This window comes from Nocardioides sp. HB32 (assembly GCF_054058995.1).
On the sequence record NZ_JBSSBS010000001.1, the window covers coordinates 1,962,966 to 1,988,658 of the forward strand.

Sequence of the window (25,693 nt, forward strand, 5' to 3'; positions counted from 1 at the left end):
GCCCCATGAGCAGAGTCCTGTCCGCAGTCGCCTGGCCGTACGCCAACGGCCCGCGCCACATCGGCCACGTCGCCGGTTTCGGCGTGCCCTCCGACGTCTTCAGTCGGTACATGCGGATGGCGGGCCACGACGTGCTCATGGTCTCCGGCTCCGACGAGCACGGCACGCCGATCCTGATCGCCGCGGACGAGGCCGGGATGACACCGCAGGAGCTCGCCGACCAGAACCACCGGATCATCGCCGAGGACCTCACCAGCCTGGGCCTCACCTACGACCTCTACACGCGCACCACCACCCGCAACCACCACGCCGTGGTGCAGGAGCTGTTCCTCGGCGTGTACGAGAACGGCTACTTCGTCGAGGAGACGACGTACGGCGCGATCTCGCCGTCCACCGGCCGCACGCTGCCCGACCGCTACATCGAGGGCACCTGCCCGATCTGCGGGTACGACGGCGCCCGCGGCGACCAGTGCGACAACTGTGGCAACCAGCTCGACCCGCACGACCTGATCGACCCACGCTCGAAGATCAACGGCGAGACGCCGGAGTTCATCGAGACCCAGCACTTCTTCCTCGACCTGCCGGCGCTGGCCGACGCGCTCGCGGAGTGGCTGGACGGCCGCGAGGCGACCGGACTCTGGCGCCCGAACGTGATCCGGTTCAGCCAGAACATCTTGAAGGAGATCCGGCCGCGCTCGATGACCCGCGACATCGACTGGGGCATCGCCGTACCCCTCGAGGGCTGGCGGGAGAACCCGACGAAGAGGTTCTACGTCTGGTTCGACGCGGTCATCGGCTACCTGTCGGCGTCGGTCGAGTGGGCACGCCGCCTGGGGGAGCCGGACCGCTGGCGCGACTGGTGGAACGACCCCGAGGCGCTGTCGTACTACTTCATGGGCAAGGACAACATCACCTTCCACAGCCAGATCTGGCCGGCCGAGCTGCTGGCCTACTCCGGCAAGGGCAGCAAGGGCGGTACGCCGCGCGAGCTCGGCGAGCTCAACCTGCCCACCGAGGTCGTCAGCTCGGAGTTCCTGACCATGGAGGGGCGGAAGTTCTCCTCCTCCAAGCGGGTGGTGATCTACGTCCGCGACCTGCTCAGCCGCTACCAGCCCGACGCGTTCCGGTACTTCGTGGCCGCGGCCGGCCCGGAGAGCCAGGACTCCGACTTCACCTGGGCGGAGTTCGTGCGCCGCACCAACGACGAGCTGGTCGCCGGGTGGGGGAACCTCGTCAACCGCACGGCCAACCTGATCGCGAAGAACTTCGCCGAGCTCCCGAAGGCCGGCGAGCTGACCGCGGAGGACGAGGCGCTGCTCGCCGGCGTCGAGACGGCGTTCGGCACGGTCGGCGACCTGATCGGCCGGCACCGGCAGAAGCAGGCGATCGGCGAGGCGATGCGCGCGGTCGCCGAGGTCAACAAGTACGTCTCCGACACCGAGCCCTGGAAGATCAAGGACGACCCGGAGCGGCTCGGCACCATCCTCCACGTGGTCGCCCAGTGCGTCGCGGACCTCAACCTGATCCTGTCGCCGTTCCTGCCGTTCTCCGCCAACGAGGTCGACCGGGCGCTCGGCGGTGCGGGCGACGTCGCGCCGATGCCCAGGATCGAGGAGGTCGACGACCTCGACGGCGGCGCGCCGTACCCGATCATCACGGGGGAGTACTCCGGGTTCCCGGCCTGGGAGCGCCGGCCGATCGTGCCCGGCACCCCGGTCGCGAAGCCGACCCCGATCTTCACCAAGCTGGATCCGGCGATCGTGGACGAGGAGCTCGCCCGCCTCGAGGGCTGACGCGACACGCCGGCGGGTTTCTCCGGTCAGCCGGTGAAACCCGACCGACACGCCGGACCGGGTCGGCGTGTCGGTCGGGTTCTGCCGGACAAGTTCGCACCCGCGGGCGCTTCGTTCGGCGGGAACGACTCGCCCCGTATCGCCGACCCCGCGGATGCGGCAGGCTGGGTCCGTGCGTGACGGGGAGCCCAGCCGGACCGCGTTCGGGGCCGCGGCGCTGCGTGCCGCGCACCAGGAGGCCGAGGAGCCTCGGGTCTTCACCGACCCTCTCGCGCTGCGGATCCTGGGCGAGCACGAGCTGCCGGACCGCGCCTGGTCACAGCCGCGGCTCCGGCTGTTCATCGCGGTGCGGCACCGCTTCGCGGAGGACTCGCTCGCCGCTGCGGTCGCCCGCGGCACCCGCCAGCTGGTCGTGCTCGGCGCCGGGCTCGACACGTTCCCCTACCGCAACCCGTTCCCCGGCACCCGGGTCTTCGAGGTCGACTTCCCGGCCACCGGGGCGTGGAAGCGCGAGCGGCTCGCCGCCGCCGGGATCGCAGTGCCCGACAACGTCACGTACGTCGGCGTCGACTTCGAGCACGACTCGCTCGCCGAGCGGCTGGCCGACGCGGGCTTCGACGCGGGGCAGCCGGCGTTCTTCCTCTGGCTCGGTGTCGTGCCCTACCTCTCCGACGACGCCGTCCGCGCCACGCTGTCCGTGGTCGCGGCGGTCCCCGACGGGGAGGTCGTGCTCGACTACCTCAGGTCCGTCGCGGCCGCGCCGACGCTCGCGCGCTCCGACCGGGCGACGCTCGAGGCGCACGTCGCCGAGGTCGGCGAGCCGCTCAAGCCCGGCCGCGACACGGCGACCGTGCACGCGATGCTGCGCGAGGCCGGCTTCGACGAGATCGAGGACATCGGTCGCCGCGAGATCCGCTCGCGCTACCTGGGCCTGTCGCCGGGTGACGCCGACGGCGACGCGCACGTGGTGCGCGCCCGGGTCACTCGTCCCTGACCCTCCCGCGCAGCGCCTTCGTCTCGCCGCGCGCCTTCTTCTCGTCGAGCCGCCGGCGCTGCGAGCCACGGGTCGGCTTCGTCGGCCGCCGGGCGGGGGGCGGGGGAGCGAGCGCGGCGCGGAGCCGCTCGGCCAGCCGCTCGCGGGCGGCGACCCGGTTGCGGTGCTGCGAGCGGTGCTCGGAGGCCACCACCCGCACCGGCGAACCCAGCCGGCCGACGAGCCTGGCCCGCTGGGCGTCGTCGAGGACGGGCGACGCCGCGACGTCGTACTCCAGCTCGACCCGGCTGTCGGCGGTGTTCACCGACTGCCCGCCCGGCCCGGGGGACCGCGAGAACCGCTCGACCAGCTCGGCTGCGGGGATCGTCAGGCCGTCCGGAACGCCCGGGCCGGCCGGGACGACGAGGTCCCTCACCGCCGCCGGCGCCACTCGATCGCCGGGCAGGTGTCCATGACCATCGGCACGCCTGCTGCCACGGTGCGCTCGAAGGCGTCCTGGTCGACCACCCCGAGCTGGAACCAGACGCCCCGCGCCCCGACCGCGACCGCCTGGTCGGCGAACTCGCCTGCCGACTCCGACCGCCGGAACACGTCGACGACGTCGACCGGGAACGGCACGTCGGCCAGCGTGGCGTAGCCCTGCTCGCCGAGCACCACCGGCGCCGACGGATGGATCGGGACGATCCGCTTGCCCCGGCGCTGCAGGAGCGCGGCGATCTCGTACGCCGTCCGGGTCGGGTCACCCGAGAGCCCGACCACGGCCCAGGTCTCGCAGTCATCCAGCATCATCCGGACCCACTCCGGGTCCTGCCAGTCCGCCATGTCACGAGCCTAGGCCGTCGCGGGAACCGGAGCCCTCGCCTCAGGAATTCGACGACTTCGGGGGTTCCGCCCACGGTGCTCGGCCTGTCGGGATAGCGTGCGTCCGTCTTGCTACCTCCTGGTAGCACATCCAGTTGCTCGGGAGGGAGCACTTCCATGAAGTTTCGCAGCATCACCGCGCGTGCCGCGGTTGCCGGCGCCACCACTGCCCTGATCGCCGGTGGCCTCGTCGCCGCCACCAACTCCTCCGCCCAGGCCGCCGACGCGTCCGGCGACTACACCTGCGCGGTTCCGATCCTCGGGCCCACGACGTTCCCGATGACGGTCAGCGTCCCGCTGCTGCCGCCGACCGCTCCCGCCGGCTTCCCGGTGGACCAGGGTCTGCTCAGCTACACCTCGACCGTGACGATCCCCGCCTCGGCGGCCGGCCCGCTCGCGAGCTTCGGCGTCACCGGCGGCACCATCGACGACTACACGATGAACGTCGGCTCCAAGGCAGTCCACGCCCCGGGCACCTACGTCGGCGACGCGCCGGCCGCGGACGGCTCGGTCACGATGCAGGGCACCGGCGCCAACGACGCCTTCAGCCTCCCGGGTGCCGGCACCTACGCGGTGACGCTGCCCTCGGCGTTCACCTTCTCACCCACCACCGAGGGCGGCGATCCGCTCATGATCGGTGGCCAGCCGGTCAACGTGGCCTGCACCAGCGCCGCCCCGGGCACGCTCGGCAGCGTCACGCTGACCAAGCAGGTCAGCACCATGACCGGCAAGGCGGCGAAGGCCGGCAAGGGCTACAAGGTCATCGCGATCGTCAAGAACGAGTACGGCACGCCGACCGGCAAGGTCACCACGAAGCTCGGGACCAAGTCGTTCTCCGCTCCGATCAAGAACGGCAAGGCGATCATCGCCCTTCCGAAGACCGCCAAGGGCAAGAAGCTGACCCTGAAGTACAAGGGTGACGCCTACAGCGCGCCGGCGAAGGCGTCCGTGACCGTCCCCAAGTGATCTGAGACCGCTTCATCGCTGACGCCCGGCCGGGTTCTGCCCCGGCCGGGCGTTCGCATGCCCGGCGCCGGCGCCGGGTTACCCGCAAGTAGAATTCATGGCATGAGCTCCGAGTTCCCCCTCTTCGCCCTCTCCGAGGAGCACCAGGCGATCCGCGAGGCCGTCCGCGCGGTCTGTGATGCGAAGGTCGCGCCGTTCGCCGCCGACGTCGACGAGCACGCGCGCTACCCCGACGAGGCGGCGGCAGCGCTGCTGGCGGCGGACTTCCACGCACCGCACGTCCCGGAGGAGTACGGCGGCGCCGGGGCGGACGCCCTCGCGACCGTGATCGTGATCGAGGAGGTCGCCCGGGCCTGCGCGTCCAGCAGCCTGATCCCGGCGGTCAACAAGCTCGGCTCGCTGCCGGTGCAGATCGCCGGGTCCGAGGAGCTCAAGAAGCACTACCTCGGGAAGCTGGCGGCGGGGGAGGGCGGCTTCTCCTACTGCCTCTCCGAGCCGGACGCCGGCTCGGACGCGGTGGGCATGAAGGCCCGCGCGGTCCGCGACGGTGACTTCTGGGTGCTCAACGGCGTGAAGCGCTGGATCACCAACGCCGGGGTCAGTGAGTACTACACGGTCATGGCCGTCACCGACCCCGAGAAGCGCGGCCGGGGCATCTCGGCGTTCGTGGTGGAGAAGTCCGACCCGGGTGTCTCCTTCGGTGCCCCGGAGAAGAAGCTGGGCATCAAGGGCTCGCCGACCCGCGAGGTCTACCTGGACAACGTGCGGATCCCGGCGGACCGGATGATCGGCGCCGAGGGCACCGGCTTCGAGACCGCGATGAAGACCCTGGACCACACCCGGGTCACGATCGCCGCGCAGGCGGTGGGCATCGCGCAGGGCGCTCTGGACTACGCGCTCGGCTACGCCCAGGAGCGCAAGCAGTTCGGCAGGTCGATCAGCGACTTCCAGGGGATGCAGTTCCTGTTGGCCGACATGGGCATGAAGGTCGAGGCGGCCCGGCAGATGACCTACGCCGCGGCCGGGAAGTCCGAGCGGGGTGACGCCGACCTCGCGTTCTTCGGCGCCGCCGCGAAGTGCTTCGCCAGCGATGTCGCCATGGAGGTCACCACGAACGCCGTGCAGGTGCTCGGCGGCTACGGCTACACCCGCGACTACCCCGTCGAGCGGATGATGCGCGACGCCAAGATCACCCAGATCTACGAGGGCACCAACCAGGTGCAGCGCATCGTGATGGCGCGCCAGCTCCTCGCCGGGGTGCAGTCGCAGCTCTGAGGACCGCGCCGGTTGTGCAGGGCAACTACGGTCGCGGGCATGGGAACCACGATCGAGGTCCAGGCAGCCGACGGGACCGCGGAGGCGTATCTGACGGGCGAGGCCGGCAGGCCCGGCGTGCTGTTCTACGTCGACGCGATCGGGCTCCGGCCGCAGGTGGAGGAGATGGCGGACCGGATCGCGTCGTGGGGTACGTCGTGCTCGTCCCGCACGTGTTCTACCGCGACGGCCGAGCCGCCGACCTCGCCCCGACGGCCGACCTGCGCGACCCGGGTGCCCGCGAGGAGTTCTTCGCCTCGGGGGTCGGTGACCGGGTTGCCGCGCTGACCCCCGACCGTTCGGGACCGGACGCCGAGGCATGGGTGCGCGCCCTGGAGCAGCACGCGGGCGACGGGCCGATCGGCGTCACCGGCTACTGCATGGGCGCGCGGCTCGCCGTCCGCACCGCCGGCCAGTTCCCGGGCACCGTGGCGGCGGTCGGCGGCTTCCACGGCGGCCGCCTGGTGACCGACGCCGACGACAGCCCGCACCACGCGATCGCGGCCTCGACCGCGGATTACGTCTTCGGCCATGCCGACCAGGACGCCTCGATGCCGCTCGAGCAGGTCGAGGCGCTCGAGCAGGTGCTCCAGGAGGCGGGCCGGCCGCACCTCAACGAGGTCTACACAGGCGCCGCCCACGGCTACACGATGGCCGACACGTCGGTGTACGACGAGGCCGCGGCCGAGCGCCACTACCGCGTGCTGCAGGGGCTGTTCGCCCGCACCCTGTGACCCGGCGGCGTACATGCCGCCGGTACGGCGGGGGTACTCCGGGACATGCCTCAGGAGCAATGGAGCAAGAAGCGCGAGCGGCAGTACGAGCACATCAAGGAGGGCCTCGAGGATCGGGGTCGCGGCGAGGCCAAGGCGGAGGAGATCGCCGCCCGGACGGTCAACAAGGAGCGGGCCCGGCACGGCGAGGCGAAACAGGCGAGCCGGACGTCGACCGAGGACATCTCCTCGTCCCGGCGCGGCGGGCTGCGCTCGCACGCCGGGGCCGGCGGTCGCACCCGGGACCAGCTCTACGCCGAGGCGAAGCGGAAGAACATCAAGGGCCGCTCCTCGATGACCAAGGCCGAGCTCGAGAAGGCCGTCGGTCGTTGAACCCTCGGCACTGCCGCCCGAAAGGGTGGTGTGCGGTCTAGACCAGGCTGCCATCGTCGAGGAATGGAAGACCGGCGAGCGGCAACCGCGCGCCTCCTGGCCGAGGCGCGGGACGCGCCTCCCGGCGACCGCCGGGCCATCCAGGACGAGGTCATCCGGCTCAACATGGTCGTCGCGAGCGACTGCGCCCGCCGGTACCACGGCCGGGGCGTCGCCACCGAGGACCTCGAGCAGGTCGCCTACCTCGGCCTGGTGAAGGCCGTTCAGGGCTTCGACGCCGATCGCGGCAGCGACTTCCTCTCGTTCGCGGTGCCGACCATCCGCGGCGAGCTGCGCCGCCACTTCCGCGACCACGGCTGGGCGCTGCGCCCGCCGCGCTCGATCCAGGAGATGCAGACCCGGATCCTGGCCGCCGAGGGCGAGCTGACCCAGGAGCTCGGCCGGTCCCCGCGGCCCTCGGACCTGGCGCGGCACCTCGACGTCGACCTGGAGCGGGTGCTCGACGCGCTCGGCGCGACCGGGTGCTTCAGCCCCGCGTCCCTTGACGCACCCGTGCCCGAGGGCGAGGACGCGCTCGGTGCCCGCCTGGGCTCGCTCGACCCGGACTTCGCCGAGGCCGAGGCGCGGGTCACGCTGCACGCCGTGCTCAGGGGCCTGACTCCGCGCGAGCGCCGGATCCTGGAGCTCCGGTTCTTCGGCGGCTACACCCAGGCGGAGATCGGCGCGGACATCGGGGTCACCCAGATGCAGGTCTCGCGGCTGCTGAACCGGATCCTGACCCGCCTCCGCGAGCGGCTCGTCGAGACAGGTCCTAGCCTGTCGGCGTGACACCGGAGGAGGCCGCCCGCGACGTCGCCGAGCGCAGCGCCGCGGCCATGTGGGCCGACGACCACGCCAGCCAGGCCCTCGGCATGTCGCTCGAGGCGGTCGGCCCGGGCACGGCCACGCTGCGGATGACGGTCCGCGACGACATGGTCAACGGCCACGACCTCGGCCACGGCGGGCTGACGTTCACGGTCGCCGACTCGGCCTTCGCCTTCGCCTGCAACTCCTACAACAGGCGCACGGTCGCCGCCGGGGCCGAGATCCGGTTCCGCCGGCCGACGCACGCCGGGGACGTGCTGGTCGCGACGGCGGTCGAGCGCGAGCGCGCCGGCCGCGACGGCACGTACGACGTCACGGTGACCGTCGGCGACGAGGTGGTCGCCACCTTCGTCGGCCGGTCCCGCGAGATCGGCGGGCAGCTCTGGTGACCGTCCCGCCGGACCTCGGTCGCCCCGAGCTGGAGGCGCTCCAGCTGGAGCGGCTGCGCGCCACGCTGCGCGCGGCGTATGAGCACGTGCCCCACTACCGCAGGGCGTTCGACGAGGCCGGCGTCCGACCGGACGACCTCGGCTCGCTGGCGGACCTGGCGCGGTTCCCGTTCACGACCAAGGCCGACCTCCGCGCGAACTACCCGTTCGGCATGTTCGCTGTACCCCGCGAGCAGGTCGTCCGCGTCCACGCGAGCAGCGGCACGACCGGCAAGCCCACCGTGGTCGGCTACACCCAGACAGACGTCGACACCTGGGCGGACCTGATGGCGCGCTCGATCCGCGCGGCCGGCGGCCGGCCGGGGGACGTCGTGCACGTGGCGTACGGCTACGGCCTGTTCACCGGCGGTCTCGGTGCCCACTACGGCGCCGAGCGGCTCGGCTGCACGGTGGTGCCGGTCAGCGGCGGCATGACCGAGCGGCAGGTGCAGCTCATCGTGGACTTCGCGCCACGGGTGATCATGGTGACCCCGTCGTACTTCCTCGCGATCCTGGACGAGATGGACCGCCAGGGCGTGGACCCGCGGAGCACCGCCCTCGAGGTCGGCATCTTCGGCGCGGAGCCCTGGACCGACCAGATGCGCCGAGCCGTGCAGGAGCGCTCCGGCGTCCGCGCCGTCGACATCTACGGGCTGTCGGAGGTGATGGGGCCGGGCGTCTCGCAGGAGTCCGGCGAGACCCAGGACGGGCTGCACGTGTGGGAGGACCACTTCCTGCCCGAGATCGTGGACCCGGTGACGCTGCAGCCGGTGCCCGACGGTGAGCCGGGGGAGCTGGTGTTCACCTCGCTCACCAAGCAGGCGATGCCGGTCATCCGCTACCGCACCCGAGACCTCAGCCGACTGCTGCCGGGGACGGCGTACCCGGCGTTCCGGCGGATGGAGAAGGTCACGGGCCGGACCGACGACATGATGATCGTGCGTGGGGTGAACGTCTTCCCGAGCCAGGTCGAGGAGCAGATCCTCGGCGTGGAGGGACTCACCCCGCACTACCTCTGCGTGCTCACCCGGCCCGGGACGCTCGACGAGCTGACCGTGCAGGTCGAGGCCGCCGGCCCTCCCGACCCGGGCCTCGGTGGCGTCCTCGCCGAGCGGATCAAGCAGCGGATCGGCGTGACCGCGCGGGTCGAGGTGCTGGCGCCCTACGCCCTGGAGCGCTCGCTCGGCAAGGCCAAGCGGATCAGCGATCGGCGTCAGTAGACCTCGGGCAGGTCGGAGGCCCGGCCGGCGAACTCCGGCGCGCGCTTCTCCAGGAACGCCGCGACGCCCTCCTTGCCGTCGCCGATCGACTGCCAGTACATCGCCAGCGAGTCCGACAGGTGCGCCTCGAGCGGCTCCGCGGCGGCGCTGTTGCGGTAGAGCAGCCGCTTCGCGAGGCCCAGGGCGGCGGGCGAGCGGCCCACCACGAACGAGCGGGCCAGGTCGTACGCCGCCGGCAGCAGGTCGTCGGGATCGTGCACGCTGCGGACCAGCCGTCCGGTGAGCGCCGCGTCCGCGCTCAGGATGTCGGCGGAGTAGACCCACTCGAGCGCCTGCTGGATGCCGACGATGCGCGGCAGGAACCAGGTCGATGCCGCCTCCGGCACGATCCCGAGCCGGCCGAACACGAACCCGATCCGCGCCCTCGTCGAGGCCAGCCGCAGGTCCATCGCCAGGGTCATCGTGGCGCCGATGCCGACGGCGGGGCCGTTGATCGCGGCGATCACCGGCTTCGGCAGCGCGTGGATCGCGAGGGTCACCTTGCCGCCGGTGTCGCGGACGCCGTCGTCGTACGGCGCCTCGGCGTACCGGGCCCGGAACTCCGCCACGCTCGGGCGCAGCGACTCGTCCAGGCCGAAGACGTTGCCCTCGGCGGAGAGGTCCATGCCGGCGCAGAACGCCCGCCCCGCTCCGGTCACCACCACCGCGCGGACCTCGTCGTTCCAGGCGTCCTCCCGGAAGACCTGCTCGAGCTCGCGCGCCATCGTCAGGTCGAAGGCGTTGAGCTGGTCGGGTCGGTCGAGGGTGACGGTCGCGATGCCGTCCCCGTCGACCTCCCAGCCGAGGGTCTCGAAGCTCATCGGTCGATCATCCGGTGACGCTCTTCGGCAGGCCCGTCGCGGTGCAGAGGCCCTTCGGGATGTCGTCGGTCTTGTCCTGCTTGATGTAGTCGAACATCTGCCGGGACCGGTCCGGGTCCCAGTGGACCGCGAGGTCTGAGATCGGCACGACGCAGCTCAGGTCGACGTTCGTCATCGCCGTCGCCCACTTGGCGGCCGTGATCGGGCTCGCACCCTCGCCGAAGGCGAAGAAGTCGGGGATCGCCATGTTGAGGTTCCAGTAGCGGAACGGGTTGATGAACGTCCAGGGCGACATCACCTTGTCACCGACGGCGGCGACGACCTCGCGCTGGTGCTTCACACGCGTGATGTCGCCGTACCGCGGGTCGGTGTGACGGGAGCGCGCGTAGCCGAGCGCGGTGGTGCCGTCCGCCTGCTGGCAGCCCTTCTTGATGTCCAGCCCCGCCAGCTTGTCCTTCATGTCGAACGTCGGGCAGATCTGGATCCCGCCGACCGCGTCGACGACACCGGCCAGCCCGCCGAGACCGATCTCGACGTAGTCGTCGACGCGGATCCCGGTGTTCTGCTCGATCGTCTTGACCAGCAGCTGCGCGCCGCCGTCGGCGCCACCGCCGTTCGCGTAGCCGTACGCGTAGGCGGCGTTGATCTTGCTGGTGCCGTGGCCCGGGATGTCGACCAGCGAGTCGCGCGGGATCGACATCAGCAGGTTCGGTCCGCTGCCGGTGTGCAGCAGCATGATCGTGTCCGTGCGCTGGCCCGAGGCGTCGCCGGTGTGGAACTGCTTCCGCTGATCCTTCGTGAGGTCGCCGCGGGAGTCGCTGCCGACCATCAGGTACGTCGTCCCGGACTGGTCGCCGGGACGCTTGCCGCTCGGCTCGAAGGCGACCTTGTCGACCTTCGTCCACGAGTAGAACGGGACCGCCACGAGGTAGACGACCCAGAGCAGCAGCAGGACCAGGACGATGCCGATCCAGAACTTCGGTCCGCGACGGCGGCCGCCGCGCTGCGTGCGGGGTGCGGGCGCGACCGGGGGCGGCGAGGGCGGCGTGGAGCGGTTGCCCGGAGCGGTCGAGGGCGGGAGCGGGGGAGACGGCGGCGGCGCGTCGGAGGGGCGCGACATCGTGGGCATCACCCGGGTCTCGTCGGGGCGTGCCTCCTCGCCCGGGTGGGCGTTCTCGCCGTACAGCCAGTGGAAGTCAGGAGCCCCGTCCTCGGGTGCACCATCCTGCCGAGGACGGTCGTTCATGTCGCTGACGCTACCGTGCAGGCATGACTGCCCCAGGGGATGGGGAGCGGCACGGGCTCGCTCCGTCGTACGCCCGGGTCTCGCTGGCGGTGGTCACCTCCGGGCGGGAGGCGAACCTCCTCGGCAACATCCACGGTGGCGAGATCATGAAGCTCGCCGACTCCACCGCGGGGGCCGTCGCGGCCCGGCACAGCGGCGGCCCGGCCGTCACCGCCGCCGTCGACGAGGTGGCGTTCCTGCAGCCGGTGCACGTCGGTGACATCGTCCGGACGTTCTCCCAGGTGAACTGGGCGGGGAGGTCCTCGATGGAGATCGGGGTGCGCGTCGAGGCACAGCCCTGGAACGACCCGTCGACCACCTCGCTGCACGTGGCGTCGGCCTACTTCGTGTTCGTCGCCGTCGACGGGGCCGGCCGGCCGCGCCCGGTCCCCGGCGTCGTCCCCGAGACGCCCGACGAGGCGCGCCGCCTCCGCGAGGCCGAGATCCGTCGCGCGCACCGGCTGGCGCGGAAGGTCGAGATCGACTCGGGCCGTCGTACCGACTGAGGCGTCCCGGCGCGTCGCGACCGCGTGTGACGGGTGTGACTGGTGATACTGGCGGTCAGCACCACCACTTCCCCGCTCCACCTGTCGCAGAGAGGCATCTCGATGCCACCCGTCTCTTCCCCCGGGTCCTCCGCGCTCGACCGTGCCGCTCGGGTGCGCTTCCGCAGGGCCATGGCCCTGATGCTGATGACGCTCGTCCTGCCGGGCTCGGCGCAGATCGTCGCCGGCAACCGCCGGGTCGGCCTCACCGCGCTCTACATCTGGGTGGCGGGCTGGGCGGTCTTCCTCGGCACCCTGCTGGTCGGCGTCCTCTGGCACGAGCTGTTCTTCTGGTTCGCCTCCACACCGTTCTTCCTCTTCTGGCTGCGCCTGGTCCTGATGGCGCTCGCGACCGGCTGGGCGCTGCTGTTCTTCGACGCCTGGCGGATCGGCCAGCCGCTCAAGCTCTCGATGGGGCACCGCCGCGCGGTGGTGGGCGTCAACGGCGTCCTGTGCCTGACCGTCGCCGGCACCCTGCTCTTCGGCGCCCACCTGGTCGGCGTGCAGCGCGACTTCATCCTCACCATGTTCGGCGGCGACACCGTCACCGGTGCGCACGACGGCCGCTACAACGTGCTGCTGCTCGGCGGTGACTCGGGCGCCGGCCGCTGGGGCCTGCGCCCCGACTCGATGACGGTCGCCAGCATCGACGCCGACACCGGCCGCACGGTGCTGATCTCGCTGCCCCGCAACATGCAGAACTTCCCGTTCGCGAAGGGCTCGGTGATGCACCAGCAGTTCCCGCACGGCTTCGACGCGGACTACCTCAACGGCGTGAGCACCTGGGCCGGCGACAACACCGAGCTGTTCCCGCACTCCGACAACCCGGGCGTCGACGCCACGATCATGGCGATCGAGGGCATCACCGGCCTGAAGATCAACTACTGGGCGATGGTCAACCTCGAGGGCTTCAAGGACCTCGTGGACGCCGTCGGCGGCGTGACCCTGAACGTGCGCCAGCCGATCCCGGTCGGCGGCCTCGGCGACGACGTGACCGGCTACATCCAGCCCGGGGTCCGGAAGCTGGACGGCCACGACACGCTCTGGTTCGCCCGCGCCCGCGACGACTCCGACGACTACTCGCGGATGGCCCGCCAGAAGTGCGTGATGAACGCGATGCTGCAGCAGATCAGCCCGCAGGTCGCCGTCCGCAACTTCGAGTCGATCGCGCAGGCCAGCTCCGCGATGATCTCCACGAACATCCCGGCCAGCGAGGTCGACCGGTTCATCCAGCTCGCCCTGAAGGCACGCGGCCAGCAGGTCTCGACGCTGTCGCTCGTGCCGCCGATGATCAACACGGCCGACCCCGACATCAAGCTGATCAGGCACAAGGTCGCCGGCGCGATCGACAGGGCCGAGGGCACCGCACCGCCGCCGGCGAAGTCGAAGCAGCACAAGGACGCCACCGTCACCGGCGGCTCGATCGGCTCGCTCGGCGACGGGTACGCCGCCAACGAGGCCGACGACCTCGACACCGCCTGCTGAGGGCCCTGACCGGTCGGCGGCCGGCGGTCGGTGCCGGCGGGTGACCACAGTGACCCACGCCCCGCCGCCGGCTCGCCCCCGACGAGCGCGCGCAGGCCGCCCCCTAGGGTGGTCGCCGTGACCGAGCAGCCCGCGCAGCCAGCGCAGCCCCGCATCGCGGCGGTGGTGGTCACGTTCAACCGGCTCGACCTGCTGCAGCGGCTGCTCGAGCGGCTGGAGGGGGAACGTGGGCTGGCCGAGGTCCTGGTGGTCGACAACGCCTCGACCGACGGCACGGGGGAGTGGCTCTCGACGCTGGCCGACCGCGACCCCGGCGACGAGCACCCGACGGTGCCGGTCCTCGGCCGCACCCTGGTCGAGAACGGCGGGGGTGCGCGGGGGTTCCACGACGGCCTGGAGTGGGCGGTGGAGCGCGGCGCCGACCTGGTCTGGCTGATGGACGACGACGGCCTGCCCGACCCCGGCTGCCTCGAGACCCTGCTCGGCGAGACCGACCTGGACTTCTGGGGACCGTTGGTCGTCGACGAGGCGGAGCCGGGCCGGCTGGTGTTCCCGATCCGGCTGCCGGGCGGCACCCGGGTGGTGCACCGACTGGCCGACGTCGAGGCGGCCGCGCGGAACGGCCGCATCGACGGCATCGTGATCCCGTTCAACGGCGTGCTCGTCACCCGTGCCCTCGTCGAGCGGATCGGGCTGCCTCGGTCCGAGTACTTCATCTGGGGCGACGACCACGAGTACCGGCTGCGCGCCGAGAAGGCCGGCGCCCGGATCGCCACCGTGGTCGGCGCGCAGGTGCGGCACCCGGCGGTCGGCAGCCTGGGAACGCCGATGATGTTCGGGCGGACGACGTACAACCACAGCCCGAGCGACCTCAAGCACTACTGCATGGCCCGCAACAACCTGCTCAACCTGCGCGAGTACCGCGGCTGGCCGTACGCGCTGGCCTTCGTCGGCAAGACCGTGTGGTTCTACGCCTTCACCCGGCCGAGCCCGCACCGGATCCTGCTCAGCCTGCGCGCCATGACGGCCGCTCTCCGCGGCGACTTCACCGGGCACCGGAGATACCTGTGAGCGAGCCGCGCGAGTCCGTCGCGATCGTGGTCGTCACGTACAACCGGGCCGACCTGCTGGCCCCGATGCTCGCCGGCCTGGGCGCGCTCGACCCGCTGCCCGACGCCGTGCTCGTCGTGGACAACGCCAGTACGGACCACACGCCGCACGTGCTCTCGGCGGCGACCAACCCCGGCCTCCAGGTGATCCGGCCGGAGTCGAACCTCGGCGGCGCTGGCGGCTTCCACCGGGGGGTGGCGGCGGCGTACGAGCAGGGCTTCGACCGGATCTGGCTGATGGACGACGACGTCATCCCCGCGCCCGACTGCCTGGGCGTCCTGCTCGCCCAGGACGAGTCCTGCCTGATGGCGGTCCGCGAGGACACCGCGGGAGCCCTGGTCGAGAAGGCCGCGGTCAGGTTCGACCTCGCGAACCCGCTCGCGATCCGGCCGAAGACCGCGATGGTCGAGACGGAGTACGCCCACCGCCACCTGATGCCGCACCGGGTCGAGGTGCACAACGTGGCGTTCGAGGGCTTCATGGTGCGGCGCCGGGTCATCGACGAGATCGGGCTGCCCGACCCGTCGTTCTTCATCTTCTACGACGACGTCGACTACGCGCTCCGCGCCCGGCGCGCCGGCCACCGGATCTGGGCGGTCCGCGACGCGGTCCTGGTCCGCCAGCTCGACTTCGACCAGCAGCACGACCTCAGCGGCTGGAAGGGGTACTTCATGTACCGCAACCTGTTCGCGGTGCACCTGCGGTACGGCGAGAACGCGCTGGTGCGGGCCAAGCCCTGGCTGATCACCGCCGCGGTCGTCGCGCTCAGCCCGGTGCGCGGCGGGCGGGCCGAGGCGCGCAATGTGATCCGCGCCATGCGCGACGCGCGGGGAATGCGGGTCGTGCCGTCCCGATCCGTAGACTGACCAACCGTGTCATCCCCTGAGCACCGCCCTGACCTCGTCGTCGTCGGCTCCGGTTTCTTCGGCCTCACCATCGCTGAGCGCTGTGCGACGGAGCTCGGCCTGAACGTGCTCGTGCTCGAGCGCCGCTCCCACCTCGGTGGGAACGCCTACAGCGAGTTCGACGCGGAGACCGGCATCGAGGTGCACGTCTACGGGACGCACCTGTTCCACACCTCGAACAAGAAGGTGTGGGACTACGTGAACCGGTTCACCGCCTTCACCGGCTACCAGCACCGCGTCTTCGCGAAGTACCAGGGGCAGGTCTACTCGTTCCCGATGAACCTGGGGCTCATCAACCAGTTCTTCGGCAGGAGCCACACCCCCGACGAGGCGCGGGCGCTGATTGCCGAGCAGGCCAGCGAGATCGCCACCGAGGACGCGCAGAACCTCGAGGAGAAGGCGATCAGCCTGATCGGCCGCCCGCTCTACGAGGCGTTCGTGAAGGGGTACACCGCCAAGCAGTGGCAGACCGACCCCAAGGAGCTGAGCCCGGACATCATCACGAGGCTCCCGGTCCGCTACAACTTCGACAACCGGTACTTCAACGACACCTACGAGGGCCTCCCGGTCGACGGCTACACCGCCTGGCTGGAGAAGATGGCCGACCACCCGAACATCGAGGTGCGGCTCGACACCGACTTCTTCGACGTCGCCGACGAGTTCAGGGGCAAGGTCCCGATCGTCTACACGGGACCGGTCGACGAGTACTTCGGCAACTCGGCGGGCCGGCTGTCCTGGCGGACCATCGACCTCGAGCGGGAGACGGTGGACGTCGACGACTACCAGGGCACGGGCGTCGTCAACGCGAACGACGAGGACCTTCCGTTCACCCGTACGCTGGAGTTCAAGCACCTCCACCCCGAGCGGACCTACCTGCCCGGCAAGACGATCGTCGTGCACGAGTACTCGCGGTTCGCCGAGGAGGGTGACGAGCCCTACTACCCGATCAACACCGCCGAGGACCGCGAGAAGCTGCTGCAGTACCGCGAGTTGGCGAAGAAGGAGCAGATGGTGCTCTTCGGCGGCCGGCTCGGGACCTACAAGTACCTCGACATGCACATGGCGATCGGCTCAGCGCTGTCGATGTTCGAGAACAAGCTCCGGCCGCACTTCGCCGAAGGTGCGCCGCTGACCAGCGGAGGTGTCGACGCATGAGCACGCCGACCACGACCCGCCTGCTCCAGCGCCAGATCCTCCCGCTGGACCGCGACCTCGACGTACTCGCCCTGTACGTCGACCCCGAGGACGCCAGGCTCGACGCCGACAAGTACGAGGTCGGCGGCAGTCGGGCGGCGAAGGACCTGAACCACGCCGCGATCCGGCAGTCGACCGCGACCGGCCGCGGGGTGCACCTGGATCAGATCGAGTCCCGCACCGCGCTGCGCGTCCGCGCGGGCGAGCGCCTGTCCTTCGGCACCTACTTCAACGCGTTCCCGGCCAGCTACTGGCGCCGCTGGTCCGTCGTCACCGACGTCACGCTGACCGTCCGCGTATCCGGCAAGGGCGCGACGGTGATCGTCTACAAGTCGATGGCCCGAGGCCACTCGCAGCGCGTCGGCGCGGCCGACACCGGCGCGGAGGAGACGAGCACCTTCACGTTCGAGCTGTCGCTCAAGCCGTTCGTGGACGGCGGCTGGTACTGGTACGACGTGATCGCGGGCGACGAGGACGTCGTCGTCGAGTCCGCCGAGTGGTCCGCTGACGTGCCCGAGGACCGGGCCCAGCACGGCACCGTCGACATCGCGATCACCACGATGAACCGGCCGGACTTCTGCGCGAAGCTGCTCACCCAGATCGGCGAGGACGCCGACCTGGCGCCGTACCTCGACACCGTCTTCGTGATGGAGCAGGGCACCGACAAGGTCGTCGACTCGCCCGACTTCGCCAAGGCCCAGTCGGAGTTGGGCGAGACGCTGCGGATGATCGTGCAGGGCAATCTCGGCGGCTCGGGCGGCTACGCCCGCGGCCAGCTCGAGTCGGTCCGCAAGGGCACCGCGACGTACACGATGATGATGGACGACGACGTCGTCTGCGAGCCCGAGGGCATCATCCGCGCGATCACGTTCGCGGACCTCGCCCGCCGGCCCACGATCGTGGGCGGCCACATGTTCAACATCTACTCGCGCTCCCGGCTGCACAGCTTCGGCGAGATCGTGCAGCCGTGGCGGTTCTGGTGGCAGTCGCCGTTCGACACCTACAGCGACTGGGACCTCGCCGGCCGCAACCTCCGGTCGAGCCGCTGGCTGCACAAGCGCATCGACGTGGACTTCAACGGCTGGTTCATGTGCCTGGTGCCACGCCAGGTCCTCGAGGAGATCGGCCTGTCGCTGCCGCTGTTCATCAAGTGGGACGACTCCGAGTTCGGCCTGCGCGCCAAGGCGGCCGGCTACCCGACCGTCACGTTCCCGGGTGCCGCGGTGTGGCACGTGCCGTGGACCGACAAGAACGACGGCCTCGACTGGCAGGCCTACTTCCACCAGCGGAACCGGTTCGTGGCCGCGCTGCTGCACTCGCCGTACCCCAAGGGCGGCCGGATGGTGCGGGAGAGCCGCAACCACCAGATCTCCCACCTGGTGTCCATGCAGTACTCGACGGCCGAGATCCGCCACCAGGCGCTGCTCGACGTGCTGGCCGGACCGGACCACCTCCACGAGATGCTCCCGACCCGGCTGGGGGAGATCAACGCGCTGCGCAAGCAGTTCACCGACGCCCAGCTCGAGTCCGACCCGGACGCGTTCCCGCCGGTGCGCCGCAAGAAGCCGCCGCGCAAGGGCAGGGATGGGACCGAGATCCCGGGCCGCCTCGCGCAGCTCGTCAGTGCCGGCCTCCAGCCGCTGCGCCAGCTCAAGCCGCCGCGGGAGCTCGCGCAGGACTACCCCGAGGCGGAGATCCGCGCGATGGACGCCAAGTGGTACCGCCTCGCGTCGTACGACTCGGCGATCGTGTCGATGAACGACGGCGCCTCGGCGGCGTTCTACCGGCGTGACCCGGAGAAGTTCCGCGAGCTGATGCTGAAGACGATCGAGATCCACGAGCGGCTCAAGCGGGAGTGGCCGCGGCTGGCCGACGAGTACCGCGCCAAGCTCGGTGAGGTGACCTCGCCCGAGGCCTGGGACGAGACGTTCCGGCCCTGGACCGGGCAGCGCGCGGATGACTGACGTCGTCCAGCCGCTCGGCGACACCCCGGCCCGGCCGGTGCACCACGTCGACGCCCCGCTGAGCCCCCCGTCGGCGTCGACGGGCCTGTTCGAGGTCTTCCGGCGGCGCTACCTGCTGCGGCTGCTGGTCCGCCGGGAGATCAGCGCGCGCTACCAGGGCTCGCTCCTCGGCCTGCTGTGGTCCTACGTCAACCCGCTCACGCAGTTCTTCATCTACTACTTCGTGATGGGGGTGCTGTTCCAGCTCCACCAGGACGTGCCGAACTTCGCGATCCACATGTTCTGCGGGATCATCCTGGTCCACTTCTTCAACGAGACGTTCAACGCCGGCACCCGCTCGATCGTCCGCAACAAGACGCTCGTCCAGAAGATGGCGGTGCCGCGGGAGATGTTCCCGGTCGCCTCGATGCTGGTGTCGGCGTACCACATGCTGCCGCAGTTCGTGATCCTCACCGCCGTCTGCGTGATCACCGGCTGGACTCCCGAGCTCGCCGGCGTCGTGGCCCTGGTGCTCGCGCTGGCGATCATCATGACCTTGGGCACGGCGATGGCGCTGCTCTTCAGCGCCGCCAACGTGTTCTTCCGCGACGTCTCGAACGTCGCGTCGATCATGACGAACCTGGTCCGCTTCGGCGTCCCGATGATCTACCCCTACAGCCTGGTCGCCGAGCGCTTCCACGGCCACACCGAGTTCTACCTCGCGAACCCGATCGCCGAGGCCGTGCTGCTCGTGCAGCGTGCGTTCTGGGTCGGCTCGACGGACGATCCCCAGGCCACGATCGCCGCGCACCTGCCCGACCACCTCTTCACCCGCAGCATCATCGGTCTCGGGATCAGCCTGGTCGTCCTGGGCGTCGGCCAGCTGGTCTTCTCGCGGCTCGAGAACAAGATCCCGGAGCGGCTCTGATGGGCACCCAGTCGATCGTCGTCGAGAACGCGACGAAGTCGTTCACGCTGCGCTACCACCGCACGTTCAAACAGATGACCGTGGCCGCGCTGCGCCGCCAGGACATCAGTGACACGTTCAAGGCCGTGGACGACGTGTCCTTCACGGTCGAGCAGGGTGAGTCCATCGGGCTGATGGGCCTCAACGGGTCCGGCAAGAGCACGCTGCTCAAGCTGATCAACGGCATCATGCGGCCCGACAGCGGCCGGGTGCTCACCCGCGGGCGGATCTCCGGGCTGATCGCGACCGGCGCCGGCTTCCACCCGCAGCTCACCGGCCGGGAGAACATCTACCTGAACGCCGCCGTGCTCGGCATGAGCGAGGCGGAGACGAGCCGCAAGTTCGACGACATCGTCGCGTTCGCCGACATCGGCAAGTTCCTGGACTCCCCGGTCGGCCACTACTCCTCGGGCATGTTCGCCCGCCTCGGCTTCGCGGTGGCCATCCACGTCGACTCCGACATCTTCCTCGCCGACGAGGTGCTCGCGGTAGGGGACCGGCCCTTCAAGCAGAAGTGCCTGGAGAAGATGCAGGAGGTCCGCGACGGCGGCCGCACCCTCTTCTACGTCAGCCACGCGGCCGGCTCGGTCCGCAAGATGTGCGACCGGGTGATCGTCCTCGAGCAGGGCCGCCTCGCCTTCGACGGCGGCGTCGACGCGGGCATCAAGTTCGTCAAGTACGACGGCGGCGAGACCGAGGAGGAGCTCGGCTCCGAGGACGCCGACGAGGAGCTCGGCGCCGACATCTGAGCGCCCAGGTCCCGAGCTTGCTCGGGACCTGACCAGGCGCCGGTCGAGTAGCGGCGCGAGCGAGGAACGAGCTCGCGACCCGCGTATCGAGACCGGTGGTTCGCGCTGCCGGTCCCGGCGATCACCCGTCCCGTCGAGGTAGTCCCTGCCCGAAATGTCCCGGATCGGGTCGTCCGACGACATTTTCGCCAGGGACTACCGGCATTTCGGCACCCGGACCCGGCGAATTACACACCTGAGATTTCTTGACAAATCCAGGAATCATCGGCGTGTCGAGTGGAAATTACACGTTTGTAGTTACTCAGTTTCCCTTCCGTGCCCAGTGTTGCGCGTGTGAAAGTTGCGTCTCGTGTGAACTTCCCCGCGCACACTGGAGTACCCGAATGCCTCCCAGCAAGTCCAGCTTCGTCACCGCCTGCCAGCAGTTCCTGGCGCTCGGTGTCGTCATCGCCGCCCTCACCCCGGCGGCCAGCGTCGTGAGCCTCGACGTGGTCCGCGAGAGCCCGAGCGGCCAGTACGGCCAGGCGCCGCTGCAGGGCGACCTCGCGGCGTACACGCGCGCCGCCGAGCGGCCGGCCAAGGTCCCGACCGCGGTCGTCGACCCGACGGTCGACGAGCACCAGCTCACCGCGCCGCCCGGGCAGCCGCACGCCCGCCTCGAGGTCGAGCGGGCGCCGCTGGCCCGCGGCAAGGCCGGCGCCCTCGGTGGGCAGCCGACGCTGACCAGCCTCCCCGAGCCGGTCTCCGGCTACGGCACCGTCGGCGTGACCTGGGCGCACGGCACCCAGCTGCCCGAAGGCGACATCACGCTGCAGGTCCGGACCCGCACCGGCGACAGCTGGTCGGGCTGGCTGGACCTCGAGTACCACGACGACCACGGTCCGGACCCGGGCTCGGAGGAGGCGCGGCACGCGCGCCCCGGCACCGACGAGCTGCTGGTCGGCGACGTCGACCAGGTCCAGGTGAAGGTCGCGACCACCCGCAACGCGCTCCCGGCCGACCTGAAGCTGGCCGTGGTCGACCCGGGCCGGGCCGCGCGCTCGGCCATGGAGAAGCCCGCGCTCGACACGACGTCGATGGACGGTACGCCGGGCGACGCCGTACCGAGCACGAGCACCACCATCGCCACCAACGACGGCGAGGGCACCGGCGGCTCGGACCGGATCGACCTGTCCGCTGCGACGTTCACCCCGAAGCCGCAGATCTTCTCCCGGGCCCAGTGGGGCGCGGACGAGCGCATGCGCGACAAGAGCTCGCTGCACTACTTCGAGGTGCACGCCGGCTTCGTCCACCACACGGTGAACGCCAACGACTACACCCGGGATGAGGTGCCCGCGATCCTGCGCAGCATCTACGCCTACCACACCCAGTCCCGCGGCTGGTCCGACATCGGCTACAACTTCCTGGTCGACCGCTTCGGCCGCATCTGGGAGGGCCGGTACGGCGGCATCGACCGCCCGGTGGTCGGTGCGCACACCCTGAACTACAACGACTACGCGTTCGCGATGTCGGCGATCGGCAACTACGACATCAAGCAGCCCAGCCAGGCGATGGTGCAGGCGTACGGCGCGCTGTTCGCGTGGAAGCTGTCCCTCCACGGCGTGGACGCGTCCTCGACCAAGCAGTGGGTTGGCTCGCGCTACTTCGAGGCGATCAACGGCCACCGCGACGCGGCCTCGACGGCCTGTCCCGGCCGGTACCTCTACGCCAAGATCCCGCAGATCCGCCGGCTCGCCGCCGAGGCGCAGCGCGGCTGGTCCGGGCGCGAGCTGGAGTCGAACCTCGCCGGCTCGTCGCACCCCGACCTGGTGGTCCGGCGCGCCAGCGACGGCCAGGGCTTCGTGATCCCGACCGGCGGGCTCACGGCGTTCGGCACCGGCGTACCCGCGGCGTCCGGACTCACCTCGGACCAGACGGTCATCACCACGCCGGACGTCACCGGCGACGGCGTCGGCGACCTCGTGGTCGTGGACGGCGACGGCACCGCGGAGGTCCGCCCGGGCAACGGCAAGGGCGCCTTCGGTGCCGCCGTCAGCACGATCAGGCAGCTGGCCGGGCACGACCTGGTCACCGCGGCCGGCGACCTGAACGGAGACGGCCGGAACGACCTGGTCGCCCGCTGGCCGGACACCGGGCGGCTGGACGCGCTCTACGGCCGCGGAGACGGGCGGTTCCGCGTGCAGCGCCTCGGCACGGTCTGGGGCGGCTACACCGCCCTCGTGGGCGCCGGTGACGTCACCGGGGACGGCAAGGCCGACCTGCTCGGTCGGGCCAAGGACGGGACCGTCTGGCTGCACCCCGGCACCGGCAAGGGCTTCGCGAAGAAGTCGAGCGTCGGGAGCTGGGACCGGTGGACCGCCGTCACCGGCCTCGGTGACTTCGACGGGGACGGGGACACCGACCTGTTCGCGCGCGACGCCGACACCAAGAACGGCTTCGTGCTGCCGTCGAACGGCGACGGCACGTTCAGCCACCCGCTCGGCCCGATCCTCCGGATCGCGAGCGTCGGCTCCCTGGTCGGCGCCGCCCAGCTGCTCGGGGACGGTACGCCGGACCTGGTCGCGCGCACCGGCGCCGGGCTCACCGTGTTCCCCAACAGCGGCACCACCGAGCTCCGCGCCCCGATCGCGACCGGCATGGACCTCTCGAACGCGAACCTCGTGATGAACGCCGGCGACTGGGACCGGGACGGGTTCGCGGACGTGATCAACCGCAACACGAAGACCGGCGCGCTGTTACTGCGCCGCGGTGACGGCAAGGGCCACTTCGCCAAACCGGTGAAGCTGGCCGACGGCTTCTCCGGGGTGGGGCTGCTCGGCGCGGTCGGCGACATGACCGGCGACGGCTGGCCGGACCTGATGGGCCAGCCGGCCGGGGGCGCGATCCGGATCTACCCGGGCGCGGGCCTCGACGGGCTGCACCCGAGCTACGTCGCGCACGGCCGGATCGACGCGGGACGCCAGGTCCCGGTCGGTCGCTGGGACGGCGACGGCGCCCCCGACTCGCTGTTCCGCCAGGGCAACAGGCTCACGCTGTTCCCGGGCAACGGCCCCGGCGGCCTGACCGGCGGAAAGCCGCTCGGGCTTGACCTCTCGCCGTACGACTGGGTGGTCGGCATCAGCGACATCCAGCTCACCGGCCACGCGGACCTGGTCGTCCGCGAGAAGGCCACCGGCGACCTGTGGCTCCTCCAGGGCACGGCGGCCGGGTTCAAGACCCGGCGCTACCTCGGTGGGGGGATGGGGGTGTACGACCTGGCTGGTTGACCCGCGATCAAGGGAAGCGGGCCGTGGCGCGCTCGGCGGCGTACGTCGTCTCGAGTCGTCCCGGTCCGGCGTGGGTGACCAGTACCAGTGAGCCGTCTCTGACGAGCGGCTCGGTGAAGGTGGCGAGTCCTGGTGGGGAAGCCGGGTTCGCCTCCGTGAGGAGGCGGCCGCCGTCGGTGAGGAGGCTCCCGGCGGCGGCCGCTCTCCACGTCTCGTCCTGGGTCGCGCCGCCGTACGACGGGCCAGTGGCCGGGTCGTCCCCGGTCGGCGGGTCCCACGCGGTGAAGGCGTCCGGCTGCGACCACACCTCGAGGCCGACGTCGTGCACGCCCGCCGGGAGCGGGTCGGCGAAGCGCACCCCCAGCGGCAGCAGCGAGCAGGCCAGCACCGGGAGATCGGCGGCGAGTCCGGCCCAGCGCTCCACGGCGTCGGGACCGCACACGACGGCGTCCGGGTGAGCGTCCTCCGGACCGGTCACGACCAGCCCGACCGCCCAGGCCGCGCCGAGGAACACCGGCCCGAGCCAGTGTGCGGGGAGGTCGACGCACAGCGACTGGCCGCGCTCGAGGCCGTGCTCCTCGGCGAGCAGGGACGCGGTCTTCGCGACCCAGTTCGCGTACGTCGTCACGGACAGCTCGACCCGCTCGCCGGTCGCGTCGTCGTAGAACGTCACGAGCGGGCGCGAGGAGTCACCGCGCACCTGGCGCGCCAGCACGTCGGCGAAGGTGGTCACCTCGCTAGCCTCTCAGCATGTCCTCGATCGACCACTTCTGGGCCGTGATCCCCGCCGGCGGCGCCGGGACCCGGCTGTGGCCGCTGTCGCGCTCGTCGGTGCCGAAGTTCCTCCACGACCTCACCGGCAGCGGTCGCACCCTGCTGCAGGGGACGGTCGACCGGCTCTCGACCGTCGCGGAGGACCGGTTCCTGGTCGTCACCGGGCGACCGCACCGGGACGCGGTGCTGGGGCAGCTCCCCGGGGTCGCCCCGGAGCGGGTCCTCGCCGAGCCGTCGCCGCGCGACTCGATGGCGGCGATCGGGCTCGCGGCGGCCGTGCTCGAGCGCGAGGACCCCGAGGCGGTGATGGGCTCGTTCGCCGCCGACCACGTGATCCCCGACCCCGAGGTCTTCGCGGACTGCGTGCGGATCGCGGCCGACGTGGCCAGAGACGACTGGCTGGTCACGCTCGGCATCGAGCCGGCATTCCCGTCCTCGGCCTTCGGCTACGTCCACCTCGGTGACCCGCTGGCGGGCCACCCGGGCGCGTTCGCCGTCCGCGAGTTCGTCGAGAAGCCCTCGGTCCGCACGGCGGCGGAGTACCTCGCGACCGGTGACTACCGCTGGAACGCGGGCATGTTCATCGTCCGCCCGACCGTGCTGCTGGACCTGCTCGGCCGCTGGCACCCCGCGTTCGCCGCCTCGCTCCGCGCGATCGCGGCCGACCCCTCGAGGCTCGACGAGCTGTGGACCGACCTGCCGGGGATCGCCCTCGACCACGCGGTCGCCGAGCCCGCGGCGGACGCGGGTCGCGTCGTCTGCGTGCCCTCGGCCTTCCGCTGGGAGGACATCGGCGACTTCGACGCGCTGGCCGGGCTCGTCGGTGACGCCGGCCGGCCCACGGTCCTCGGCGACGACGACCTGGTCCGCGCGATCGACGCGAGCGGGCTCGTCGTACCTGCTGCCGGGCGCCTGGTGGCGGTCATCGGCCTCGACGACGTCGTGGTGGTGGACACCCCGGACGCGCTCCTGGTGACGACCCGGGCCCGGGCCCAGGACGTCAAGCAGGTCGTGCAGCGGCTGAAGGAGTCAGGACGAGCTGAGCTGACGTAGTCGTCTCCCGA

General features: G+C 71.2%; 24 protein-coding genes. 19 read left to right on the top strand and 5 right to left on the bottom strand.

What is annotated here, in order from left to right; translation table 11 throughout:
- Positions 1-5: 5 nt before the first annotated feature.
- Both metG and ACVW2K_RS10020 read left to right on the top strand, forming a co-directional pair.
- Positions 6-1,793, top strand: coding sequence for a methionine--tRNA ligase (metG, locus tag ACVW2K_RS10015; protein ID WP_028637212.1), 1,788 nt, complete (start codon positions 6-8; stop codon positions 1,791-1,793).
- Positions 1,794-1,965: 172 nt separating this feature from the next.
- Positions 1,966-2,787 carry a class I SAM-dependent methyltransferase gene (locus ACVW2K_RS10020; RefSeq protein ID WP_457202396.1) on the top strand — a complete coding sequence of 274 codons (822 nt, stop codon included), beginning with the start codon at positions 1,966-1,968 and terminating at the stop codon, positions 2,785-2,787.
- Here the strand turns inward: ACVW2K_RS10020 and arfB are convergent.
- Together arfB and ACVW2K_RS10030 are read right to left on the bottom strand one after the other, a co-directional pair.
- On the bottom strand, positions 2,774-3,202 hold the full coding sequence (gene arfB / locus ACVW2K_RS10025) for an alternative ribosome rescue aminoacyl-tRNA hydrolase ArfB (RefSeq protein ID WP_457202397.1): 429 nt from the start codon (positions 3,200-3,202) through the stop codon (positions 2,774-2,776). The genes ACVW2K_RS10020 and arfB overlap by 14 nt on opposite strands.
- The gene (locus ACVW2K_RS10030) at positions 3,199-3,609 is read right to left on the bottom strand and encodes a CoA-binding protein (RefSeq protein WP_028637209.1); all 411 of its coding nucleotides are present in this window, start codon (positions 3,607-3,609) and stop codon (positions 3,199-3,201) included. The genes arfB and ACVW2K_RS10030 overlap by 4 nt, the downstream gene beginning before the upstream one ends.
- Positions 3,610-3,765: 156 nt before the next feature.
- Between ACVW2K_RS10030 and ACVW2K_RS10035 the strand changes: the two genes are divergently transcribed.
- The 7 genes from ACVW2K_RS10035 (at position 3,766) to paaK (ending at position 9,546) form a co-directional block, all read left to right on the top strand.
- The gene (locus ACVW2K_RS10035; protein ID WP_457202398.1) at positions 3,766-4,614 is read left to right on the top strand and encodes a DUF6801 domain-containing protein; all 849 of its coding nucleotides are present in this window, start codon (positions 3,766-3,768) and stop codon (positions 4,612-4,614) included.
- Between the two features lie 102 nt (positions 4,615-4,716).
- Positions 4,717-5,889 (top strand): acyl-CoA dehydrogenase family protein, encoded by a 1,173-nt coding sequence (locus tag ACVW2K_RS10040; protein ID WP_457202399.1) that lies wholly within the window; start codon positions 4,717-4,719, stop codon positions 5,887-5,889.
- A gap of 185 nt (positions 5,890-6,074) precedes the next feature.
- Positions 6,075-6,662, top strand: a complete 588-nt coding sequence (locus ACVW2K_RS10045; RefSeq protein ID WP_457202400.1) for a dienelactone hydrolase family protein — start codon at positions 6,075-6,077, stop codon at positions 6,660-6,662.
- Between the two features lie 45 nt (positions 6,663-6,707).
- The gene (locus ACVW2K_RS10050) at positions 6,708-7,034 is read left to right on the top strand and encodes a plasmid stabilization protein (RefSeq protein WP_457202401.1); all 327 of its coding nucleotides are present in this window, start codon (positions 6,708-6,710) and stop codon (positions 7,032-7,034) included.
- Positions 7,035-7,097: 63 nt separating this feature from the next.
- Positions 7,098-7,862: a sigma-70 family RNA polymerase sigma factor gene (locus ACVW2K_RS10055; RefSeq protein ID WP_457202402.1), complete on the top strand. Its 765-nt coding sequence runs from the start codon at positions 7,098-7,100 to the stop codon at positions 7,860-7,862.
- A complete protein-coding gene (paaI, locus tag ACVW2K_RS10060; protein ID WP_457202403.1) occupies positions 7,859-8,287 on the top strand; it encodes a hydroxyphenylacetyl-CoA thioesterase PaaI in 429 nt (142 codons plus the stop codon). Before ACVW2K_RS10055 ends, paaI begins: the two co-directional genes overlap by 4 nt.
- Positions 8,284-9,546, top strand: coding sequence for a phenylacetate--CoA ligase PaaK (gene paaK / locus ACVW2K_RS10065; RefSeq protein WP_457202404.1), 1,263 nt, complete (start codon positions 8,284-8,286; stop codon positions 9,544-9,546). The genes paaI and paaK overlap by 4 nt, the downstream gene beginning before the upstream one ends.
- Here the strand turns inward: paaK and ACVW2K_RS10070 are convergent.
- Positions 9,540-10,406: a crotonase/enoyl-CoA hydratase family protein gene (locus ACVW2K_RS10070; RefSeq protein WP_457202405.1), complete on the bottom strand. Its 867-nt coding sequence runs from the start codon at positions 10,404-10,406 to the stop codon at positions 9,540-9,542. The genes paaK and ACVW2K_RS10070 overlap by 7 nt on opposite strands.
- A 7-nt stretch (positions 10,407-10,413) precedes the next feature.
- Positions 10,414-11,652 carry an LCP family protein gene (locus ACVW2K_RS10075; RefSeq protein ID WP_457202406.1) on the bottom strand — a complete coding sequence of 413 codons (1,239 nt, stop codon included), beginning with the start codon at positions 11,650-11,652 and terminating at the stop codon, positions 10,414-10,416.
- Positions 11,653-11,675: 23 nt separating this feature from the next.
- On the opposite strand from ACVW2K_RS10075, the gene ACVW2K_RS10080 reads away from it, so the two are divergent.
- The 9 genes from ACVW2K_RS10080 to ACVW2K_RS10120 all read left to right on the top strand — a co-directional run bounded on the left by ACVW2K_RS10080 (position 11,676) and on the right by ACVW2K_RS10120 (position 23,855).
- Positions 11,676-12,197: an acyl-CoA thioesterase gene (locus tag ACVW2K_RS10080; protein ID WP_028637199.1), complete on the top strand. Its 522-nt coding sequence runs from the start codon at positions 11,676-11,678 to the stop codon at positions 12,195-12,197.
- A 102-nt stretch (positions 12,198-12,299) separates the two neighbouring features.
- Positions 12,300-13,721 (top strand): LCP family protein, encoded by a 1,422-nt coding sequence (locus tag ACVW2K_RS10085; RefSeq protein ID WP_457202407.1) that lies wholly within the window; start codon positions 12,300-12,302, stop codon positions 13,719-13,721.
- Between the two features lie 117 nt (positions 13,722-13,838).
- A complete protein-coding gene (locus ACVW2K_RS10090) occupies positions 13,839-14,792 on the top strand; it encodes a glycosyltransferase family 2 protein (RefSeq protein ID WP_457202408.1) in 954 nt (317 codons plus the stop codon).
- On the top strand, positions 14,789-15,697 hold the full coding sequence (locus ACVW2K_RS10095) for a glycosyltransferase family 2 protein (protein ID WP_457202409.1): 909 nt from the start codon (positions 14,789-14,791) through the stop codon (positions 15,695-15,697). Before ACVW2K_RS10090 ends, ACVW2K_RS10095 begins: the two co-directional genes overlap by 4 nt.
- Positions 15,698-15,703: 6 nt before the next feature.
- Complete coding sequence (gene glf, locus ACVW2K_RS10100) at positions 15,704-16,891, top strand: UDP-galactopyranose mutase (protein ID WP_457202410.1); 1,188 nt, start codon at positions 15,704-15,706, stop codon at positions 16,889-16,891.
- Entirely contained in the window at positions 16,888-18,894 is a 2,007-nt protein-coding gene (locus ACVW2K_RS10105) for a glycosyltransferase (RefSeq protein WP_457202411.1), read from the top strand. The genes glf and ACVW2K_RS10105 overlap by 4 nt, the downstream gene beginning before the upstream one ends.
- The gene (locus tag ACVW2K_RS10110; RefSeq protein ID WP_457202412.1) at positions 18,887-19,801 is read left to right on the top strand and encodes an ABC transporter permease; all 915 of its coding nucleotides are present in this window, start codon (positions 18,887-18,889) and stop codon (positions 19,799-19,801) included. Before ACVW2K_RS10105 ends, ACVW2K_RS10110 begins: the two co-directional genes overlap by 8 nt.
- On the top strand, positions 19,801-20,589 hold the full coding sequence (locus ACVW2K_RS10115; protein ID WP_028637193.1) for an ABC transporter ATP-binding protein: 789 nt from the start codon (positions 19,801-19,803) through the stop codon (positions 20,587-20,589). Before ACVW2K_RS10110 ends, ACVW2K_RS10115 begins: the two co-directional genes overlap by 1 nt.
- Before the next feature lie 383 nt (positions 20,590-20,972).
- The gene (locus ACVW2K_RS10120) at positions 20,973-23,855 is read left to right on the top strand and encodes an FG-GAP-like repeat-containing protein (protein WP_457202413.1); all 2,883 of its coding nucleotides are present in this window, start codon (positions 20,973-20,975) and stop codon (positions 23,853-23,855) included.
- A 7-nt stretch (positions 23,856-23,862) separates the two neighbouring features.
- On the opposite strand, the gene ACVW2K_RS10125 is transcribed toward ACVW2K_RS10120, so the two are convergent.
- On the bottom strand, positions 23,863-24,588 hold the full coding sequence (locus ACVW2K_RS10125) for a TIGR03089 family protein (protein ID WP_457202414.1): 726 nt from the start codon (positions 24,586-24,588) through the stop codon (positions 23,863-23,865).
- Between the two features lie 17 nt (positions 24,589-24,605).
- Here ACVW2K_RS10125 and ACVW2K_RS10130 point away from each other — a divergent pair, with 17 nt between their 5' ends.
- On the top strand, positions 24,606-25,682 hold the full coding sequence (locus ACVW2K_RS10130) for a mannose-1-phosphate guanylyltransferase (protein ID WP_457202415.1): 1,077 nt from the start codon (positions 24,606-24,608) through the stop codon (positions 25,680-25,682).
- The last annotated feature ends 11 nt before the right edge of the window (positions 25,683-25,693 follow it).

What these genes read in the sequence shown, in the direction of transcription:
- metG (WP_028637212.1), top strand. Translation starts at nt 6, where the DNA reads ATGAGCAGAGTCCTGTCCGCAGTCGCCTGGCCGTACGCCAACGGCCCG.
- ACVW2K_RS10030 (WP_028637209.1), bottom strand. Translation starts at nt 3,609, where the DNA reads ATGGCGGACTGGCAGGACCCGGAGTGGGTCCGGATGATGCTGGATGAC.
- ACVW2K_RS10035 (WP_457202398.1), top strand. Translation starts at nt 3,766, where the DNA reads ATGAAGTTTCGCAGCATCACCGCGCGTGCCGCGGTTGCCGGCGCCACC.
- ACVW2K_RS10040 (WP_457202399.1), top strand. Translation starts at nt 4,717, where the DNA reads ATGAGCTCCGAGTTCCCCCTCTTCGCCCTCTCCGAGGAGCACCAGGCG.
- ACVW2K_RS10050 (WP_457202401.1), top strand. Translation starts at nt 6,708, where the DNA reads ATGCCTCAGGAGCAATGGAGCAAGAAGCGCGAGCGGCAGTACGAGCAC.
- ACVW2K_RS10055 (WP_457202402.1), top strand. Translation starts at nt 7,098, where the DNA reads ATGGAAGACCGGCGAGCGGCAACCGCGCGCCTCCTGGCCGAGGCGCGG.
- ACVW2K_RS10070 (WP_457202405.1), bottom strand. Translation starts at nt 10,406, where the DNA reads ATGAGCTTCGAGACCCTCGGCTGGGAGGTCGACGGGGACGGCATCGCG.
- ACVW2K_RS10075 (WP_457202406.1), bottom strand. Translation starts at nt 11,652, where the DNA reads ATGAACGACCGTCCTCGGCAGGATGGTGCACCCGAGGACGGGGCTCCT.
- ACVW2K_RS10080 (WP_028637199.1), top strand. Translation starts at nt 11,676, where the DNA reads ATGACTGCCCCAGGGGATGGGGAGCGGCACGGGCTCGCTCCGTCGTAC.
- ACVW2K_RS10085 (WP_457202407.1), top strand. Translation starts at nt 12,300, where the DNA reads ATGCCACCCGTCTCTTCCCCCGGGTCCTCCGCGCTCGACCGTGCCGCT.
- ACVW2K_RS10105 (WP_457202411.1), top strand. Translation starts at nt 16,888, where the DNA reads ATGAGCACGCCGACCACGACCCGCCTGCTCCAGCGCCAGATCCTCCCG.
- ACVW2K_RS10110 (WP_457202412.1), top strand. Translation starts at nt 18,887, where the DNA reads ATGACTGACGTCGTCCAGCCGCTCGGCGACACCCCGGCCCGGCCGGTG.
- ACVW2K_RS10115 (WP_028637193.1), top strand. Translation starts at nt 19,801, where the DNA reads ATGGGCACCCAGTCGATCGTCGTCGAGAACGCGACGAAGTCGTTCACG.
- ACVW2K_RS10120 (WP_457202413.1), top strand. Translation starts at nt 20,973, where the DNA reads ATGCCTCCCAGCAAGTCCAGCTTCGTCACCGCCTGCCAGCAGTTCCTG.
- ACVW2K_RS10130 (WP_457202415.1), top strand. Translation starts at nt 24,606, where the DNA reads ATGTCCTCGATCGACCACTTCTGGGCCGTGATCCCCGCCGGCGGCGCC.